This is a genomic window from Draconibacterium mangrovi (assembly GCF_010586825.1).
GTDB classification, from domain to species: Bacteria; Bacteroidota; Bacteroidia; order Bacteroidales; family Prolixibacteraceae; genus Draconibacterium; species Draconibacterium mangrovi.
This window is the reverse complement of the sequence record NZ_JAAAGB010000007.1, coordinates 162035-183051: the sequence shown is the minus strand read 5'-3', so window position 1 is coordinate 183051 and position 21017 is coordinate 162035. Positions and strand designations below refer to the sequence as shown.

Annotated in this window: 11 protein-coding genes; 4 read left to right on the top strand and 7 right to left on the bottom strand. The window is 41.3% G+C overall.

What is annotated here, in order from left to right:
* Window positions 1-13 precede the first annotated feature (13 nt).
* The 4 genes from G4420_RS17240 to G4420_RS17225 all read right to left on the bottom strand — a co-directional run bounded on the left by G4420_RS17240 (window position 14) and on the right by G4420_RS17225 (window position 7723).
* Window positions 14-2404, bottom strand: coding sequence for a T9SS type A sorting domain-containing protein (locus tag G4420_RS17240; RefSeq protein ID WP_163325180.1), 2391 nt, complete (start codon window positions 2402-2404; stop codon window positions 14-16).
* Between the two features lie 458 nt (window positions 2405-2862).
* On the bottom strand, window positions 2863-5352 hold the full coding sequence (gene hrpB, locus G4420_RS17235) for an ATP-dependent helicase HrpB (RefSeq protein ID WP_163325179.1): 2490 nt from the start codon (window positions 5350-5352) through the stop codon (window positions 2863-2865).
* A gap of 103 nt (window positions 5353-5455) precedes the next feature.
* Window positions 5456-6223: an exodeoxyribonuclease III gene (locus G4420_RS17230; protein WP_163325178.1), complete on the bottom strand. Its 768-nt coding sequence runs from the start codon at window positions 6221-6223 to the stop codon at window positions 5456-5458.
* Between the two features lie 153 nt (window positions 6224-6376).
* On the bottom strand, window positions 6377-7723 hold the full coding sequence (locus G4420_RS17225; RefSeq protein ID WP_163325177.1) for an OmpP1/FadL family transporter: 1347 nt from the start codon (window positions 7721-7723) through the stop codon (window positions 6377-6379).
* Between the two features lie 355 nt (window positions 7724-8078).
* Here G4420_RS17225 and G4420_RS17220 point away from each other — a divergent pair, with 355 nt between their 5' ends.
* The 4 genes from G4420_RS17220 to G4420_RS17205 all read left to right on the top strand — a co-directional run bounded on the left by G4420_RS17220 (window position 8079) and on the right by G4420_RS17205 (window position 13654).
* The gene (locus G4420_RS17220; protein WP_163325176.1) at window positions 8079-11552 is read left to right on the top strand and encodes a hypothetical protein; all 3474 of its coding nucleotides are present in this window, start codon (window positions 8079-8081) and stop codon (window positions 11550-11552) included.
* Between the two features lie 137 nt (window positions 11553-11689).
* Entirely contained in the window at window positions 11690-12301 is a 612-nt protein-coding gene (locus G4420_RS17215; protein ID WP_163325175.1) for a DUF4386 domain-containing protein, read from the top strand.
* 310 nt (window positions 12302-12611) lie between these two features.
* The gene (locus G4420_RS17210) at window positions 12612-13124 is read left to right on the top strand and encodes an RNA polymerase sigma factor (RefSeq protein ID WP_163325174.1); all 513 of its coding nucleotides are present in this window, start codon (window positions 12612-12614) and stop codon (window positions 13122-13124) included.
* Entirely contained in the window at window positions 13121-13654 is a 534-nt protein-coding gene (locus G4420_RS17205; protein WP_163325173.1) for a hypothetical protein, read from the top strand. Before G4420_RS17210 ends, G4420_RS17205 begins: the two co-directional genes overlap by 4 nt.
* 309 nt (window positions 13655-13963) lie before the next feature.
* Here the strand turns inward: G4420_RS17205 and G4420_RS17200 are convergent, their stop codons facing one another.
* The 3 genes from G4420_RS17200 to ggt form a co-directional block, all read right to left on the bottom strand.
* Entirely contained in the window at window positions 13964-15544 is a 1581-nt protein-coding gene (locus G4420_RS17200; RefSeq protein WP_163325172.1) for a SusD/RagB family nutrient-binding outer membrane lipoprotein, read from the bottom strand.
* Window positions 15545-15556: 12 nt separating this feature from the next.
* The gene (locus tag G4420_RS17195) at window positions 15557-18616 is read right to left on the bottom strand and encodes a SusC/RagA family TonB-linked outer membrane protein (protein WP_163325171.1); all 3060 of its coding nucleotides are present in this window, start codon (window positions 18614-18616) and stop codon (window positions 15557-15559) included.
* Between the two features lie 610 nt (window positions 18617-19226).
* A complete protein-coding gene (ggt, locus tag G4420_RS17190; RefSeq protein WP_163325170.1) occupies window positions 19227-20912 on the bottom strand; it encodes a gamma-glutamyltransferase in 1686 nt (561 codons plus the stop codon).
* Window positions 20913-21017: the final 105 nt, after the last annotated feature.

Sequence of the window (21017 nt, the reverse complement as noted above, 5' to 3'; positions counted from 1 at the left end):
AAATCATCTTCTGCTATTTTGTCCAGATGATTTTCCTACTATGGTTATAAGTTTCATTTTTTATATTGATGATATAAACTCCCGGTTTGCCAGAGAAGCGAATCAAATTGTTATTTCCTTTGTAAATCTCTTCCGAAATCAGGATGCGCCCTGAAATGTCGATAACATTTACGCGAGCAGGTTTCTCTTCCGTGGAAATCACTTGAATGTAATCTTGTCGGGTGTTTGTTCTAATTTCAAAAGGATTGTTAAGTGCTATAACATTGGCATTGGTAGCTACATTACTGCTGGTATGCAAAAACAGTTTCTCTGAATTTTTATATTCATCAGTATAGACAAAAGAATATTCATTTCCATCTTTTAAGGAAGTAAAAGTTCCCTTCACTTTATCTTCAATGGTAATATGGCATTCTTCCGGAAGATTAAATGCTGCTGACGTAAAATTGACTTCAACTCCTACCTGAGCATCAAGTCCCAATGGGATCACTAAATTATCGTAGTCAGGTGGCAGACATTGAACCGAAAAATCGACCCCATTATCGTCAACCAGTCTTGTATAAAGCGCTAAATCAGGATTTGCTTTGAACATACCTGCATCGTAAGTTACATCAAGACCAGTTGTCATTGATGAATTAAAGGTTACCAGGGTATTGCTAACGCTATTGCCGCCGGTTGCAGTAAGTTTTATTGTTGGCCACCCATTATCTTCCGATTTTAATGGTATGGAGGTTTGATGAGCTTGCATCGCTTTTGAAATGCTAAAACTTCGGGAACTATTGTCTTTTGCGCGCACAAAAAAACCTTGACCTGCTTGTATGTAATCCTGATTTAATGTGCCGTCTGGTGTTCCTCCTGAATTGTTGATTATTACATACTGTCCGGACGAAGGATCCCATAAGTACAGGCCTGCAAAATTCGGATCCATATTTTCAACATTGGCAGCTGATAAAAGACGATCAGTACCCGACGCAGCGTTGGTTGCAGCTACGGATGAAGTAAAAGGATTTCCCAATAAATTCCATCCTTTATTTACATATGAAATGGAGATATTAGAAATGTCACTTAAATTTATTTGTCCCGAAAAAGATACAATACCTGAAGTTTCACGTAGTGTCGAGTAGCCTTTGCCCAACGTAAAGTTCGTGCCCGGATCTATTAACGGGTAGTTGTTCCAATTGTCATTTTCTTCGATATAACTTGTAATTGCGTATTCTGATGAATTGGTGGCAATATTATTTTCTGTTGCAGTAGCCCATCCCCAAATATCCTGCCCGGAAACCGGTGAGCTTATTAAGTGCCAGTTTGGATCGCCGGATATATATTTTTCGAAGTTTATGGTAGCATCAGACTCACCTTTAATTATCATTGAGCCGGAACTTGATTCGCTCGTGGAACTTACGGTAACAGTACCTTGATTAACTAAGTTGCCATTTACCGTTAATTCTCCTCCTCCGGTTATTGTTAAGTTACCACCCGGTTCAACAGTTAGATTTTTACAAATTACACCACTTGTGTTGATAACAGGATTAATGGCAGAATCAGGAATCAGTGCATTATCAAAAGCCGACGGAATTGTATCCAATTCCCAATTGGTTGTGGTAAACCAGTCATCATCGGTTAAACCTATCCAACGGGTGGTAGGAGTGAATCTGTATAGTAATCCGTCATTAATGTAATCTTCCATATTGGTAAAACCAATTTCTTTATCAACAGTAAAACTATATGTTGGCTCTGGCCCGGGCGTTATACTCATAAAACTATAATCGCGTTCATCGTTTAACCCAATGTTTATTCCAGCGTCAGAAAACGACCACCAACTGTTTACCGATTCATCATCCCCATATCTGAATTCGATTACATTTGTTCCTTCGTATAACCATACCTGGAATTTCAAGTGAAATCTTTCATTTTCATCCAACCAAAACGTCAGATCATTGAATTCGATTTTTAAGATTCTGTTACCTGCCGATCCGGTTAACTGGTATCTGATACTTCCGCCATCGTTAATTATAAAATCATCCCAAAGCGGGGCAATAACAAGCTTTCGATATGCACTTTCAAAGTAGTTCCAGAATAAATCTTCATTCCATCCAAAATTTTCATCCAAGGAAATAAAACCATTTGCGCACACCTTAAATTTTGTGTAGGGTTTATAGTTATAAATAAAGGTAAAACCAATGGGAAGAGCTTCGGAGAGGCCGTCATCCCATGCGTCATATTCAATATCATTGACAAATAATTCAATAGGAGGTGTGCTCAGGGTGTCGTATGTATTTCCCGTGCTATATGAGAAAGTATATAGTGGTTGTGCTTTCATCCAAAGCGGAAAGAGTAATACAAGTATGATTAGGAAATTACTTAAATACGGTGGCTTGTTTTGGAATATTTTTACGAAACTTTCCATACACAAAGATTTAGTTATGGGTTAAAACTTTTTATAAATTTCGATTGGACTAAACTGAATATAGAGTTAGACCACTTATTTTTTATCTGATATAATTTAAGGATTATAAACGATTTTGCAAAAAATAACTTCTTGATTTTTAGTTTTGTACAACTAAGTATAACAGTGTTTGTGCCTGAATCATGACCTTTTGGTCAGTATTGAAAATAGATATTGAAAAGAAACCGGAGAATGTTTTATTCCGGTTTATTGATCTTTTCTCTTCTTTTATTTAGAATTGAGAGGCCTGTTTGCTGTTGAATTTTTCCCTGATGTAAAGGACTGAATTTTTATACCTTGTCGGTAAATCAGGGCATAAAGGGCATGGGGGTATCGCTTTCATTGAAAGAAAGATGCCATTGTATTTCTGAATGTTATAGCACAAGTCAACTAAAACATAATGGATATAGAATAGACGCTTATGAATTCTTTTTTCGTTTTACGCTACGTAATGGCTCTGCTTCCAACGGATTGTCCGGCCAGTGGTGTTTCGGATACCGTGCTTTTAACTCCTTTTTTACTTCGAAATAGGTGTTGGTCCAAAAGCTGTTCAAATCATCGGTTACCTGAACCGGTTTAAACCCCGGCGACAAAAGATGTAGTAACACTTTTACTCTTCCATTGTTAAGGGTTGGCGTGTCGAGCAAACCGAATATTTCCTGCAGGCGAACAGCCAGAACCGGTGCTTCACCTCCTGAGCCATATTTTAGCTTGACATTTGATCCGCTTGGTACTTGTAGTTTCTCCGGCGCAAGTTTATCCAATAATTGCTGTAGTTCATAAGGCAGGTGATTTTGCAGCACTTTCTTCAGGTCTATTTTTTTCAGGTCTTCCGGCTTTTTTACAGCATTAAGGTAAGGCGAAAGCCATTCGTAGTTGGTTGTCAGCAAGTGGCTGGTACTAACATCAGGCCAATCATTCGCTGTGTCCCAATGCCTCAGACTGATTATGCGGTTTTGCCATTGTTCCACTTCCTGATTAAAATCGAGCAGCCAGGCACCTTCTTTTTTTACGGCATCAGAAATAGCCTTTATTTTCTGGTCGATATCGTAATCATGCAGTGGTTTTTGTTGCAAAATAATACTGCCAATTCGTAATTCTGTAAAAGCTGAAAAACCACCTCTTTTTGTATCCCAACTGATGGATTCAACAGTTTTAACCATCGGTGCAAGATCGCGTGGGTTTAGTGGCGATGCCAAGAATATGCGGCCAACACCATCGCGGGCATTTACACTTGCGATCGACAGCCAGTCTTCATGAGCCAGGTCGTCTTCGTGCCCTGCTGCAGCGATGTTTCCATTAGCCAGTTTAAATTGGGCATTGTTACCCGGAGTTGCGTGCGCGATTCGTTCAGGGTAGGCGTAAGCCAGCAATAAACCGGTCTCAAACGGATCTGTTGATGAATTGTCTTCATCAATATTGAGCATTTTCTGGTATTGCGCCGAAATTTTGGCAATATGTTTCAATCGTTTGTTTTTTAATGTCCCACTGCGATAGCGGCGCAAAGCCTCAATACGCAGATTTATATCGATTCCGGCATCGCGTTGTAAAGGATCGCGTTCTTCCAAAATGGCAGCAATATCGCATGCCAGTGCCGTTAAATCATCGTTTTGCGCCAGAAGTAACATGTGTGCCAGCCGCGGATGACAAGGCAGGCTATGGATTGCCTTTCCGTGCGCTGTAATTTTTCCATCATCAATGGCATCCAGTTGCTCCAGCAGTTCATTGGCTTGCAGAACATGGCCTTTGGGTGGGGGAGTTAGCCAGGTTAATTTATTGATATCGTCAACGCCCCATTTAGCCATTTCCAGTGCAAGCGAAGCCAGATCAGCTTCCTCAATTTCCGGGGTGCGGTGTTTATTCAGGCGATGATGTGTTGCTTTGGTCCACATGCGGTAACAAACACCGGGGCCAAGCCGGCCGGCGCGTCCGGCTCTCTGGTCGGCCGAATCTAAAGTTATTTCTACAGTTTCAAGGCGCGATAAGCCGGTGTTGGGATTAAATTTAAGCGTTCGGCTAAAACCGCAGTCGACCACAACTTTAACACCTTCAATCGTTAAACTGGTTTCGGCGATGGAGGTGGCAAGAATGATTTTTCGTCGTCCTTCGCGGCTGGGCATTATGGCAGCAAACTGCTTTTGTGGCGTTAACTGCCCGTAAAGCGGATGAATGGCAATTCCTTTGTGTTTGTTTCGTAAAATGGCTTCTGTATTTTTAATTTCCGCTTCGCCGGGCAAAAACACCAATATGTCGCCATCGTGTTTTTCAACTGCTTTTGTAACTACACGACTGGTTAATTCAGGAAGAAGTTTTAGGTCATTATCGCCTTCATAATGAATATCGACAGGGTACTGACGACCTTCGCTAACTACTGACGGTGCTTTAAGTAGCTGTGTAAGTTGTGGCATATTTAGCGTGGCCGACATGATCATGATGCGCAGATCAGGACGTAAAATCTGCTGTGCTTCGCACGACAGGGCCAAAGCCACATCAGCAAAAAGACTACGTTCGTGAAACTCATCGAAAATAACCATACCAATACCTTCCAATGCATTGTCGCTTTGTAACATGCGGGTTAGGATTCCTTCTGTAACCACTTCCAATTGCGTGGATTCACTTACACAATTGTCAAAACGAATGCGGTAACCAACCCGTTTACCAACCTGCTCGCCTAAGAGATCGGCAAGGCGTGTGGCTATAGTTTTGGCTGCCAGGCGACGCGGCTCAAGCATGATGATCTTTTGCCCGTTCAGCCAGCTTTCTTCAAGAAGTACGAGTGGAAGAACAGTACTTTTTCCGGCTCCGGGAGGCGCATGTACAATTAAGGTGTTTTCCTTTTGCAGGTGTTGTTTTACCTCGCCGATAACTTCAACGATGGGCAAATTGGTAGTATGTGGATCGAAACTCAATTTCTCAGATTTTTACTGTAAACTGCAAAAGTAGGGCGTTTTTATAAAACAACAGCGGATGAATAAAAACTCACCCGCTGAATAGTATTTTATTTCTTGCGAATTAACCGGCAATTTCAATGCCTACAGGGCAATGGTCGGAGCCCATAACTTCGTTTAAAATATAAGCTTTTTGTACATGCGGAATAAAACTTTCGGAAACGAGGAAATAATCGATTCTCCAGCCTACGTTTTTGCCTCGCGCTCCGGCCCGGTAACTCCACCACGAATATTTATCGGTAACATCGGGGTAAAAATGGCGGAAAGTATCAACCAGCCCGCCTTGTGAATAGCGGTCCATTCCATCAATTTCTTCCTGCATGTAGCCGGCCGATTTATTATAATTGGGTTTAGGTCGCGCCAAATCGATAGGGCGGTGGGCCACATTAAAATCGCCACACACCACAACCGGTTTTGTTTTTTCCAGGTCTTTCAGGTAATTAAAAAATGCCAGGTCCCATTCCTGCCGGTAATCCAAACGTTTTAATTCGCTACCCGAGTTGGGTACATATACAGTAACCATATAAAACTTATCATATTCCAAACACAAAACACGGCCTTCGGCATCATGAGCATCAATTCCCATATCGCGTGAAACGCATAGAGGTTCAATCTTTGAAAGGATTGCTGTTCCCGAGTAGCCTTTCTTTTCGGCCGAGTTGGAATAAATATGATAACCGTTTATTGGCTCCAGTGTTTCAGCAACCTGGTCATCCTGCGCTTTGGTTTCCTGCAAACAAAGTATGTCGGCATCCATTTGTTTAAAATCTTCAAAAAAGTTCTTTTTGGTAACGGCACGTATTCCGTTTACATTCCACGATATGAGCTTCATTTCTTTTCTTTCAAATTAATATTAGCGGTTAAAATAATAATTACAGTTAAATCAAGGAAGAGTTCAAAATAAAAAGCAATAAAAAACCCGGACGAAAGCCCGGGTCAGAAATATACTATTTCTAAATTTTTGGAGTATGCTAAATTGTATTCGTTAGAACGAGAATCCAAGTTCCAATTCAAACTGTTTCATCTCAAGTTCAATCATTTGATTAGGAACCATGTTGCCTTGCATTGCCTCTGTTGGGTCGAAATCCATTGGGTTGTAGCCTTTAGTACTTCCATTCATGGCATAATTTATGGCCACATGAAGCTGATTTCCGCTTTTTCCAACTTCTTTAGAAAGTCCTAATGCTAACTGTTTTTCAATTACACCAGGCGCAAGAATATTAAACATTACTTCTGATGAAGGGATTGGATTATCACCAATTGAGTAACCTGCACGGAATTGCCAGGTATCAACTCCTGCGTAGTTAACACCAACTTTGTATACCATAACATCTTCCCATCCAAAACCAGAGCCATTATCAGAACCCAGTGGAACATGGTTTGGATTAGGTGTGTAAGTTCCGTCAGGATTTTGGAAAGCCGGCATCAGTTCGCTAAGATTCATCGGATTGGCAATCGACTTAACATCGCTGTACATAATCGACTTTACATCTCCCATAACGGTAAGATCCTCGATTACTTCCCACGAAAAACCTACTGTCCAGCTTGATGGGATATCAAAATCACCTTGCTCGGCAAATAAACCAGCGTAGTCGTCAAACTCGCTCATAAATACTTTCGACTGGTACATGGCACCGATAGCAAAATTATCAGTTATATGTCCCATGTAGCCAATTTTGAACCCGTATCCAAAACCGCTGTCAGTTCCATTTCCAGATAAAGCATTAGCATCAGCAGAAAAACCATACTGACCGAAAGTACTTAAACCTTTAGCTTCAAAATATTGATAGGCCAAAACACCTGTAACACCAATACTGTGGCGTTCACCCAATTTTACCGAGTAACTAACATTTCCAAACATTTGAGCCAGGTTAACACCTGTTGTTGTTGCACTTTGATCTCCGAAAGTTTGAGTAGGATAATCAGTGTTCATACCACCATTTCCGAATATGGCCGCAGAAATACTGGAGTTGTCGCCAAGCATCCAGTTGGCACCTGCCGATGGCATTAGAAATAACTTGCTGTCGCTTTCAACTGTACCCGGCATTAAACCGAATGTACCTGGCATACCCGAAGGAGCTCCGGTTACAGTGTACTGTCTGTTCGGATTAAAGAAGTTAACTCCCAACTGGTATTCCGTTCCAAGGAATACATTTCCGGCAGGGTTGCCGTTAATTAGCGATCCCTGGTAAAATGCAATACCGGCACCTGCTAATCCTTTATTGACAGTACCATAGCCAACACTAAAATAACCATCGGTTGCAAATGTTTGCGAAGAAATAAAAAGACCAGCCATAAGGACCAGCAAAGCCTTTAACTTTAAGTGTATCATTGTAATAATTTTTTGGTTTCGGTAGAACAGAATCAGGTTGTTAGTAATAATTCAGACGATCATATGTTTATGATTGATTCGGTTTACCTATTAATTTTAATCAATAAAAGTCCAAAGATATTTCTGAAATTATTTTACAATCAATTAGAGCTTATGATACATATCATAAGGGTAACATTGACGGGAGAGTCACGTATATCGGATGAAAGCAAACCTTTTACATTTTGTTACAATAAGTCACCTTTGGGTTAACAAATCAATAAAGAATTGCTGTTTTAAGGTTAATTCGGAAATTTCATTCAATTGGTAAAACTTCAATTCTGTATTTTTGTTTAAGGACTAGAAATATAATATTATGAATAAAAAATCCGCTTCTTCTAAACAGACGAGAAGAGATCGCCGCGATATGATCCAATACATTAATTTGCAGTTGGCTTCCTTGGGGCAGCCTACGTTTAATGATGATTCAGACTCGGGCACTAAATATGCCAATTCAAAATTTCAGGAATTAACCGAAGGCCTGGTAAAGAGTTTCCAGGAAAAATCGCGCTTGCTTAGTGAGCACATGTCTCCGGCTGATGAACGAATTCAGCATTTTATCGATGATTACCTAAAAGAGCTTGAATTTAATAAGCCTTATCGTTTGCCGAATAATACCCTGGTGTTAAACCAGAAAAAAATGGCTCGTGAGCTGAGTTTGCCACCAAACGGCAATGAGTTTAAAAGCGATTTACTGAGTTCTTACCGTTTAAAACAGGGTATTCTGAATAATCCTGCCAAGGATAAACGAACAACACAGGGAACTTTCCATATTGTGCGTGGTGGACTTCCGGTACCTGCCGATAAAAAAGAAGTGCCGAAAATTACTTTTGCACACCTGCTGCATTACGCACTAAAACCTACTGATGAGTTATTGACTTTGCCTTTTACATCGGCGCAGGATGAAAAAGCAAAAGTAATGGTGTCGTTGTTGTTGCGCCCTGTGGTTTGCCCTGAAGTGCCCGGTATTGTTAGCGAAAAAAGCATGGAAGTACGCTTTTTTGCACCGGGAAGTTTGGTGAGCAACCTCGACTTTGTTGAAACCATTTTTGGTAATGCCGGCGACCCGAACCTGGCTGTAAACGATGCTGCATTGGATGTGGAGCACTGGACCGGCCACACCGGATGTATAATTTTAGCACCACACCTAACTGCGCTTAAGAAGAAAGATGTTGGTCTGCCACATTACGATGATGCTTCGGAGCGTCAGAAACGCGACGGCATGTGCTGGAAAGACAAGAATGAGCTGTACAACGATGGTTCGGCATTTAAACTTACCTGTCGCGATGAACGCGGGGTGGTGGTTACGATTATTGCAGATAATTATTACGGCTATTCAAAAAAGGAGATAAAAACACAAATCAGCTATTCGGCCAACCTGTATGGTTTGGTTGAAGAAGAGCATGCCGGTGGTGCCATTGCATTCCCGCGTGGAAACATGAGCGACAGTGTTTTTGGAACCAATTTTACCAAAAAGTTCGATCAGCCATACTCGTTCGAAGAAGCGAAAAAGTTGCTCGGAAACCGAATTGAGGTGCAGGAAGGAAACTACGCCATCGATAAAAAATATCCGGATGTAGTTTATGTTCCTGAAAACGCCGATCTCGATGTGGAAAAAAGTTCGGTAAGCTGGAAATACAAAAACAAAGATTACAGTCTGAAACTTTCGCCAAACAAAGTATACGTTCATCCTACGGGGCATAAATTTCAGTTGGTAAAACATCCAACACAAGCTATGTGGCGTATTATTGATACGGCACCTGAAGGAATGTTCTGCCATAAACCAAGTACAGTTTCCGGAGGTGGAAAATCGGAGATCTCCAAATCGATGCAAAACGCCATTAAATATGGGTCGTTCTATATCGAAAACCTGGAGCAGGTTGAAAATATGGTGGATGAGATTATTAATAAAGATTATTCGAACAGATGGAAAGAGGTGCGTCCCGATGCCGATCCGTCGCGCTCGTTCCTGAGTAAAGAACGCACATTAGGTTCGGCTGTGAAATTATTAACGCCGTCTGATCAATACAGCGACGAATACAATAAATTCTTACAGGACCTGCCTGACAATGTTCGCACACTGGCCTTTTTCGTTAAACGCCACTACCGTGGTAACGAAGAAAAAGGATTAAAATGGCGCGAGTTATTCAATGTAGAAATTGTAAATGGCCGCCCCGGAAATGTGTTACGTTACAAACACAACCCAATTGCCGCCAGTTATGTGCGTATTGGATTTAACGAAGAAGGACGTTGGTATTTGCATAAACTACGGTCGGATTTTGTTCCGTCGATGAAAATCCAAACCGAGGATGATATTTCGGCAACGATTACTGTGCCGTCAAACCGTTTGAAGGATTTGAATAAGGAATATAATAATCCGAGTGTAAAACTGGTTGCCAACTGCGAGAGTTACTTGTTCCAGCGCCCGGATGAAGCAGTAATCAGAGGCTACGATAAAGAAGCTGAAAAGGAAATTGTGGATAATAACACATTCCTGACGAATTATGAACCGCTAACCCGCGAGGATGCTTTAGAACTGATTGAAGATGCAATCAGTTTTGAGAAATATACCAAGCCGGTAAAAAGCTTTATTAAAGAAGTGGCTGAAAGCGATAGCAATAAATACTTTGTTACACCTTCGCACCCACGAATTGTAGACGGCGAACCGACAAAGAACCCGCGTTACCTGCAACGTAATATATTTATGGACGAAACACAGGATTCATACCTCGGTGAAATTGGTGTGCGTTTATTCCGTAAAATCAAAGATAAAGATCCGGTGGTTTGGCCAGTAAACGCCGTATTGCCCGGACGAAGAAATAATCCGGTTGACAAAAAAGCAGGAATTCGTCCGCTGGCCGTTTATAATCCAATTCATTACCAGGAGTTGCCTGAATTGTTTATGGATTTTGTTGCAAGTATTACCGGGAAGTCGCCATCAACAACAGGTGCCGGACTGGAAGGTGCGCTTACCAAAGGGCCTTTTAACATGTTGGTGCCAACCACCGACCTGAACAACGCCTTGTTATCGTATATTCTTACCGAATACCAGGGATTTAGTTCGGCAGCAGGTTATATTGGATCGGAAAATCGTTTCGATCATGATATCAGTATCCTTGTTCCTGAAATCTGGGCACGTTTGGTTCCTGAAGATCGCGATCCGAAGAAGCTGATTGAAAATGGTTGTTTGGAAAAACTGGAAGACTTTGAATACAATGGGCAAAAAGTATTGGCCAGCCGTTTAGGCTATCGTATTACCAAAAACTTTGCTTTCCGTTGTATGAACCGTTTGTTTGATGAGCCGCTGGCGGTATTTAACGAGCGCATGCTTAAGCCTGAACTTCAAGGAATGGACGACTATGTTGACGGTATTAATAACATTACCGAAGCCATGCAACGAGCTGCGCTGCCATTCTTTGAGGATGGAAGTGTTGAGTCTGCTATCCCGCCGCTGAAAGTGTTGCTGCATGTTATGGCTTATGGCCATTATGAAGGTAAAGATATCAGCGATCCGGAGCTGCGTAAACTATTCGAAAGGGAAGAGGTACTAAAAAGCGACTGGTATAAAGCCCGCCTGAAACTAAAGCAGGACAAGGATATTGCTTTCCTTGTTGAGCAAATCGGTTACCTCGAGGACTTTAAAAACAACGAAAATAACGCTACGCTGGTTGCCGAAATGGATATTGATGGTCGATTGGCAAAAGCAAAAGAGCGCCTGAAAAATGTAGAATCGAAACAGTACCTGAAAGATTTGGTTGGCACTATCGGTGTTGATCCGCTTTGTAAGTAAGAGATAGATTCTTTTATTAAAATAGTTAAGGTTCCGTTTGTTGATACGAACGGGACCTTTTTTTGTGCCTGCGTGTAAACATTTGGCAGATTATTGTGGTTACTATTCAGTAATTAAACTCCATTAACTAAATAGAAATGAATTCAAGAAAACTCTCGATCATTACCGGAATTAGCTACCTGATCATATTTTTTGCGGCCATTTTTGCCAATTTTGTTATGCTTGAGTCGCTCAAACAAAATCCGTTGGAAACAATCAAGCTTAATCATATGTCTGTGCGCTTTGGCATTTTAGCCTTTTTAATTACTGTGTTATTTGATGTGGTTGTGGCGTGGGGACTTTTTGGTTTGTATCGCAAGAATAAATTTACACGTTTAAGTACCTATTTTCGGTTGATGCATGCAGCCATAATGGGTGTTGCTGTTTTTGCCTTGGTGCTTACTTTAAAACTTGATTCGGCAGATGAGATTTTATTTCAGGTAGATGTGTTCGAAATTATCTGGCTTATTGGGTTGTTCTTTTTTGGCGCACACTTAATTCTACTTTCCAATATCATACAAAAGCCAAAGTGGATTGCAGCATTTCTTTTCATTGCCGGAATAATGTATATGGTTGATACAACAGCACATTTTTTGTTGCCCAACTACGCCGATTTTGCCGGAATATTCCTTGCTATGGTAGCTGTGCCAAGTATTTTGGGCGAAATGGCCTTTACTGTTTGGTTGCTTGTAAAAGGAGAAAGAGATTGAGAAAGATTGAATATAGATTGAATTAGATTGATAAATTGTAATTCTTGGTGATTTATCTTTTCTCGGTGAAACTCCGTGTATTCTTTGTGGACCTCTGTGGTAAAAAAAATAATATCCAAAGATCCTCCCATTCAAGCATTCCTCATTAACTCAATTACTCATTTGCCAATTTGTCCTTCAACTTCTTCATAAGGTTAACTTTCTGAACCGAAGCCCCCGAAATCTGTTTCACCAATTCTTTTTTAATATTTTAAGAAAAAAATGTAACTATCCGTTTTTAGCTTTACTAAATAGGAAAAAACACTGAAAAGTGACGAAAGAAGAGAAATTTAACACGATTGTATCTGAGAATGGCGAGCGGATCCGCAACATCTGCAGGTACTACAATTCTAATGTCGAAGATCAGAAAGATATGTACCAGGAAGTGCTGGTAAATATCTGGAAAAGTCTTGACAGTTTTAGGGGCGATTCGGCCATGAGTACCTGGGTTTACCGGGTGGCTGTAAACACGTCGTTAACCTTTGCCGGAAAGGCTTTTAGACACATGAAGTTGATGGTTGACAGCGACACCACAAACCTGAACTCGATACTGGATGATGAAAACCTGAAACAAAAACTGGCCGAAGAAAAGTTGCTCGAACGTATGCAACTTGAGCTTAATCAACTGTCGGTAATTGATAAAGCATTGATATCGTTACTGCTCGAAGGGCTTTCGATGAAAGAGATTGCCGAAGTGATTGGTATTACCGAGCCAAATGTAAAGGTGAAAATCCATCGTATTAAATCGCAATTAAAAGAAAAGCTGAAAGGAGAACAATTATGACCGCACATGAATTTGATACCAACCTGAGTAAATTAACCGGGAAACTAAAAAAAGAAGACAGGCATTATGCCACAATTGTAAAAGTGGTACAGATTTTTTACTGGATTTTTATACCGTTGTTTATTGTGAAAACTGCGGTTGAGTATACCAACTCGCACGAAATTAGCGATATAATCAGTGGAGTTGCCCTTATTTTGGGATTTTTGTTCATTGCACTTTCTTTCCGAAAACTTTATAATGAATACCAGTATGTTGATTATTCGTTGCCTACGCTCGAAATGTTGAAAAAAGCAGTCTGCCGTTACCAGCCTTTTCAGAAAAGGGCATTGGGGATTGTACCGGGCCTTTTGCTAATGGATGTGGGTTTAACTTTCGAATGGATGGGTGAAGGCAAATCGGTGCTCGATTCCCAGCTGTTCTTTCTCGGAGCTATTCTGTTTGGGGTGATAATTGGCCTGGTGATCTGGTATTTCAAATACAAACCCTTGCGCGATAAGATTTTTGCTCTGGTCAGGGAAATTGAGCAATAGTTATTCTGAAATTACTGTTCTGACTCCGGAAACAGGTATACAAGGTTAAGAAATGTCTGCTCGATGTCAGGAAATAGGTGCTTTAACTCAAGAAATGAGCACTTCAACTTAAGAAACAAGTGCTTAAGATCGAGAAATAACCGCTTCGACTCAAGAAATAACCACTTCAAGTCGAGAAATGAGTGCTTCAACTGAAGAAATGACAGGTTGAGGTTGAGAAATAACCACTTCAACTCAGCCGAAAAAAAAACGGCCTGCCCGAAAAAAGATCGGGCAAGCCGTTACAGCTTAACTTTAGACTTAAAAGAACTATTCTTCAATATCCCACCAAACAGGTGTGGTCATATATTCATTTTCGAAAACGCCAAGTGCCTCAACTTTCGAAGCATTGTAATAACGCTCGTAATAGGCCATCTGGTAACGACGTATATAGTCGTCATCCTGAGGGAAAGCCGTTTCGTACACAAACGTCGGACGATCAAATCCTTTGTAAACGCCGGCTGCGTAGTCGTATGTACCATCAGGACCAATACAATAATCGCAACGTCGCATATCTGTCCAAACTTCAGGACTGTAGGTGCATGCAATGTATTTTTGCATCATAATGTGGCTCAATGTCAAATCCGATGCGGTCTGAACAACGGCTTCGCTGGCCATGAAAGCGGCACTTTCATCTGCCGGAATTCCCAGTTTGTCCATGTTTGCCTGAATCGCATCGTGGTACGAAGTCAGCGCGCTCTCCAAACTTCCCTGGCGGAAATAAACCTCTGCTTCAATAAATTTCAACTCTGAATAAGAAAGCAGGAAATAAGGAGAATTCTTTTCCGTGTAAAACAATGGATTGTCCTCTGAAGAACGCATTCCAACATAATTTACATCGTCGGTGGTTGGCGCGTGATCTGTTTCGCTTAAATCAACAGCAAACGAGAATTCGCCGGCATTGTCGCCATCCGTAATTTTAGGAAGCAGTACCTCTGTACGGGGATCAACTACACGGCTGTTCCAGGTCTCATCGCCACCGTTAATAGTGTCAACGGTATTCATCAGGTAATCTTTCCATAATTTGCCAGGTTTATTCGAACTACTTACATTCTGGCGTTGAATACTCCATCTTGCCGAAATGTCACCATCTTCGCCAATGTATTCAGCATCGTCGTTATTCGACTGGAATGATTTCTCAATATTTGAAAGAATTCCTGCAGTATTGTAGGCCAACAGATCAGTTCCTTCAGCTTTTTTCGACAGGTGGCTCATAAAACGGGCTTTCACTCCGTAGGCAAACTTAGTCCACTTGTTTATATCGCCGTTATACATTACATCGCCAACAGACAGGTCAGGAGCATTTTCTCCCTGTGTTTTCTGAAGATCAGCAATACCTTCGTCAATTAACGGAAGAATTTGGCTGTAAACGTATTCAGCATCGTCGTAATCGGGCTGAATATTTCCGGCAATACCATCTTTGTAGGCAATATAACCATAAGCATCAACCAACGAACCGTTTCCAAATGCTTTAAGAATTTTACCAACACCAGTATAGTGCCATGCTTCAACATCTTCGGCATCGTTCAGCATTTCTTCAATGTTTACCCAAGCATAACCATACCAGCACTGCCAAACCCATGCGTCAGCATTATTTGCAAATTGCCAGTTCTGAAACATATAGTAACGTAATCCGGGACGATAAGCGTAGCCTAACTGTTGTGTAAGGTGAGCAGTACGTGTTCCGTGGCTACCGTAAAAATCAACCGTTTCGGCTAAAATGTAGGGTAGACGTTGTTCCGGACCTGCCTCTTGTGGCGCGTTAGGAGAGTTGTTTATATCGAGGTCGTATTCGCAAGAGGTGAAAAACACCCCTATGAAAAACAGAAATAATATTGTTATCTTCTTCATATCTAATTCTTTTTAAAACTTAACATTTAAGCCGAATGAAACACTTGTGGTAGCAGGAACTCCAGCATAATCAATTCCCGATGATCCGGCTCCCAATACACCAGAACCACCGGCGCTAACTTCAGGATCCATTCCATCGTAATTGGTAAACAGGAGTAAGTTGGTTCCTGTTAACGAAAGATCAATTCCTTTTACAAAACCAATGCGGTTGCAAAATGCAGCAGGCACGGTGTAGCTCAACGATGCAGAACGCAAACGGAACCAGTTAACGCTGGTAATGAATGGTTCGGCTTCTTTGGTGTAATAGTTTTGGTAATAATCCTGATCAAGCGTGATCGTACTTGTAGCCGGCTCGTATTCGCCGGTTTCGCTGTTTATCATCACTCCTTCAAAAGTTTGAGTATTACCTCGGTTTTCAGTGATTTTACTCATTCCTGAGTAAGTCATCGCATATTCAGTAGCATTATAAACATCGCCACCAACTCTTACATCTACCAGGAATGACAGGTTCCAGTTTTTATGCGTGATGCTGTTGTTCCATCCGAAAAGCATGTCCGGTTCGCGGTCGCCAACAACATTGGTTGCATCGGTTGAAGTAATCGGACGTCCGGTGTCTGAATCCAGTATCAATTCACCATCATCAGTTCTTTCCCAACGTGTGCCGATCAAACCAAGGAAGATATCGTCGCCAATAGAGGCCGGAGTTGCCGGTCCAACCTGAACGTCGGTTACATAAAGTAACTGAACACCTTCGGGAAGATCGGATACAGTTCCGTTGTTATGCGAAATGTTTAAAGTTGTTTCCCAGTTCCAGTTGCGATTCTGAATTGGTTTTCCGGTTAATGTTAACTCAAAACCTTTGTTGGTAACGGTTCCGAAGTTCGTATACTGGAAAATATAACCGGTTGCCATACTTACCCTTGGCGAGATGATTTGATCTTTACTTCGGGTATTGTAATACGTTAAATCAGCACCAAGTCGTCCGTTAAAGAAACGAAGATCTAAACCAAGTTCTGTTGACTCAGTAGTTTCAGGAGCCAAATACGGGTTACCACCAGTCCAGCTGTTGTTGTAACCGCCACCAATTGTATTAACTGTTTCAATGTAAGTTGCTGTTTGGTATACAGGAGCATCTTTACCAACCTGCGACCACGATGCACGAACTTTACCAAACGAGAAAGTTTCTTTCAGGTTTTCGCCAAACAATTCAGAGAAAACAAAACTACCGCTTACAGAAGGGTAGAAGAATGAACGGTTCTCTTCAGCCAGTGTTGATGACCAGTCGTTACGGCCTGTTACACTCATGAATACCATGTTTTTGTAGCTGGCACTAAATTCTCCAAAAGCACTATATAATCTCTTTTTCGATTGGTAGTTGCTAAACGTTTGATTTTCTCGGTCGGCGTTGTTTACGCTCATAAAATCAGAAAGTAAACCAATCGCACTTTGCCGTTGGCTGAAATAAGTTGACTGCTCGTAGTTGTGTCCCAACATTAAACCTAAATCAAAGTCATCAACTTTTTTATTGGCCGAAACGGTTAGGTTCGATGTAAGGATGTTGTTTTCTCTTTGCGACTCGGTTACAGCACCTTCGTCGTATGGAGGAGCTACTGCCGATCCCGGAGTTACGAGGTTTCGCGAGAATGTATTGTAATGGTCGATACCGGCACGGTAAGTGGCGCTTAACCATTCAGTTGGCTGCATAGTAACATAACCCGATCCGATAAAACGGTGTACGTCGTCGGTAACCGGATTTTTGTGTGCAGTCCAGTAAGGGTTGTCCACATCTTCTTCCGGATCAACATTTGGCAGAAGCGGAACTCGTTGCCCACCTTCAATCCAATGGCTCATATCGTTCGATCGTGGCCATCTCAGCAAACTAAGCATTGCACCTGTTCCTCCCGATCCGTATAAACCCGATCCGGTAAGTGTTTTGGTGGTTTGCGAATAAATATAATTGGTATTCATTCCAATAGTAAACCAGCCTTTTTTATGCTCGCCGTTAAAACGAATAGAATTGGTTGCATATTCCGTTGTTGGTACAATGCCGTTCTGATCCAGGCGGTGAACCGACATAAAATAACTTCCGTTTTCAGTACCACCCGAAATACTTCCGGTTACATCGTACGAAAATGCCGGTTCAAAAAAATCTTCCAGGTTGTTGTAAATAGTTCCGGAAATTGGGGCTCCCCACGATGAAGTTGTTCCATCGTCAAAAGCACCGTCGCTACCTTGGCCATACATGACTTGTTGCTCAGGTAATTTGTTGTACGTGTCAACTTTAAATTTCGAGCTAACATTTACCTGCATTGCTCCGGCTTCACCTTTTTTAGTAGTAATTACAATTGCTCCGGCAGCTGCTTTTAGACCGTATAACGCAGCAGCAGCAGGGCCTTTAAGTACTGAAATCGACTCAATATCATCTGAGTTGATATCCATACCGCGGTTACCGCTGTAGGTTGAAGTTGCACTCAAACCAGCACCGTAATCAGCACTTACCGTACTGTTGTCGATAGGAATACCGTCAACAATAAACAGTGGTTGGTTGTCACCCGAAAGCGAGGTGCTACCACGAATAATAATTTGTGACGATGTACCTGCGCCACCACCAGAGTTGGTAACGTTAACACCGGCAATTTTACCGTTTAACGAGTTTACCAGGTTAGGCTGCTTAACTTTTACCAGCTCGTCGCCTGCAATTGCCTGAACGGCATAACCAAGGGCTTTGGTTTCTTTGCGGATACCCATTGCAGTTACCACTACTTCATCAACTTGTTCAGAAGATGGAGCCAGGAAAACTTCAAGAGTAGAAGAGGTGCCCACAAGAACCTCTTTCGATTCAAGTCCGATGTAAGAAACAACAAGTGTTGCGCCCTGTTCTACAGAAAGGGAAAATTCACCGTCGACATTCGTCACAGTTCCATTTGAAGTCCCTTTTTCCAGTACTGTTACTCCGGGGAGTAAATCATTGGTAGATTGTTCTCGCACGACACCATTAATGGTGCGTTTCTGCGCCGTTGCAAATAGTGTAACTGCGCTCATCAAGAAGATTGTGAATAAGAATCTTTTCATAGAGAATTATTTGTGTTATAAAAAGTAAATTGATTAACTCTTTAAATAAGTGTATTTCTGTTTGTCTTTGTCGATTTTTTAGAACTTGGTGAATAACTAATTGATTATTGTTTCGTTGTTTTGGTAGCTTTTGGTTTTAGATTGCTCTAAAATTTAAACTCTGTGATTGAAATATTGGTAATATGATGCAATATTGTGAAATATATTGAGAAATGACATCATATTGTATTATATATTATAACTGTTAATAAAAATACTAATTATAATTGAATAATAAAGATGATTAAATACATAAATTTCAATGCTATGAGGACGTCAGAAGAATAATCCGCACATGCTTTGCTTACTGTATACGTCTTCAAAATGCAGATGAATAAAGGCATGCATAAGGGTATGATTTCAATGTCAGGGAAATATAAATGAAATATTAGAAGAATATTATGGTGGTTATTTTCAATTGTATAAATAATTTATATTGAAAGTGAATATGTATTACATATTTTCTATAAGATATGGAAAGCTAATTAATTAATACATTAATTAATTTTTTTCTGATGTAATTAAAGCACTGTTTTTTTGTGCTGCAATCTGTTTTTCTTTGATATATGTTTTAAAATCCGGCTGCCTGCCCGTCTTTTCTTGATTCAGACGCTCCGTAATATACTTTATTTTCTTTGTCCCACATAATAGCCTGGTAGCCACCGTAAGGGCCCAAAGCATATCCAATTCGGTGTCCTTTGTTCATTAGTTCGCGAATGGTTTCGTATTCAAAGCCACTCTCCAATGAAACAAGACCACCATCATTCATTTTTTCGCCTGTTGGCTGGCTCGATCCGTCGTGGCTGATTCGTGGTGCATCGCCGGCTTCCTGCAGGTTCATGCTAAAATCGATCAGGTTGCAGACGATTTGTACATGTCCCTGTGGTTGCATGGCACCGCCCATTAATCCAAAACTAATATAGGGTTCGCCATCCTTGGTAATAAAAGCCGGAATAATGGTGTGGAACGGACGTTTGTGTGGTTCGTAAGCATTCATGTGTCCTTCTTCCAAGGCAAATAATTCACCCCGGTCTTGCAGAATAAATCCCAGTTTGCCTGGTGTCATTCCCGAACCCATACCGCGGTAGTTGCTTTGAATGAGTGAAACCATATTGCCGTCTTTGTCGGCAGTTGTCAGGTAGATGGTGTTTCCCTGTTCCAACTCACCGGCAGGATAGGAGCGGGCTGCACGGTTTTCATTAATCAGTGCCGCTCTTTCTTTGCCGTATTCTTTTGAGATCAATTCATCAATAGGAAGATCATTAAAATCCATGTCGGAATAATATTTTGCGCGGTCTTCGTAGGCCAGTTTTTTTGCTTCAATAAAATGATGCATGTATTCAGGTGAGCCAAATCCCATGCTTGCGATATCATAATTCTCCAGGATGTTTAACATCTGCAATACCGCCGTTCCCTGACCGTTTGGAGGAAGCTCCCAAACGTCGTATCCGCGGTAGTTGGTAGAAATAGGTTCTACCCATTCCGAATGATGGTCTTCAAAGTCTTTCATGCTTAAAAACCCTCCCTGTTCGCGCACATATTTTACAATCTTTTCGGCGATTTCACCTTTGTAAAACACATCTCGGCCTTGCTCTGCAATCAGTTTGAAAGTGTTAGCCAGGAATGGATTTTTAAATACTTCGCCTTTTTTGGGAGCTTTTCCATTGGGCATAAAAATCTCTTCAAAACCCGGGTATTGACTTAGAAAGGCACTGCGGCCCCAGTAATAAGCAATAAGTTCTGTTAGCGGGAATCCGTTCTCTGCATAGGAAATGGCCGGATTTAACACTTCTTTCATTGGTAGGCTGCCAAATTTATTGTGCAACTCAAACCAGCCATCAACACAACCTGGAACAGAAACCGGAAGTGGCCCGTGCGATGGTATTTTTTCGTAACCGTTTTCCTTAAAATAATCAAGCGTTAATTCGTAAGGCGAGCGTCCGCTGGCATTTAATCCGTATAGTTTTTTTGTTTTTGCATCCCAGACAATGGCGAACAAGTCGCCACCCATGCCGTTTCCGGTGGGTTCTACCAATCCCAGAACAGCATTGGCGGCAATGGCTGCATCGATGGCATTGCCGCCGGCTTTTAAAATATCAAGTGCCGCTTGTGTGGCCAGAGGCTGGCTGGTACAAGCCATTCCGTTTTGTGCGATTACCTCGCTTCGGGTGGCAAAGTTGAGGCCTGTAATACGGTCTTGAGCAAACAATTGAACCGTAAGAATAAACGATAAGAGTGATAGTGCTATTTTTTTCATGTTGTGAAAGAATGATTTATACAAAAAGGTTATTACGAAAGCTCTAATTTAAGAAAATTTTATTGCATCAATTTCTTGTTTATTCAGGCTAAACTATGAACTTTA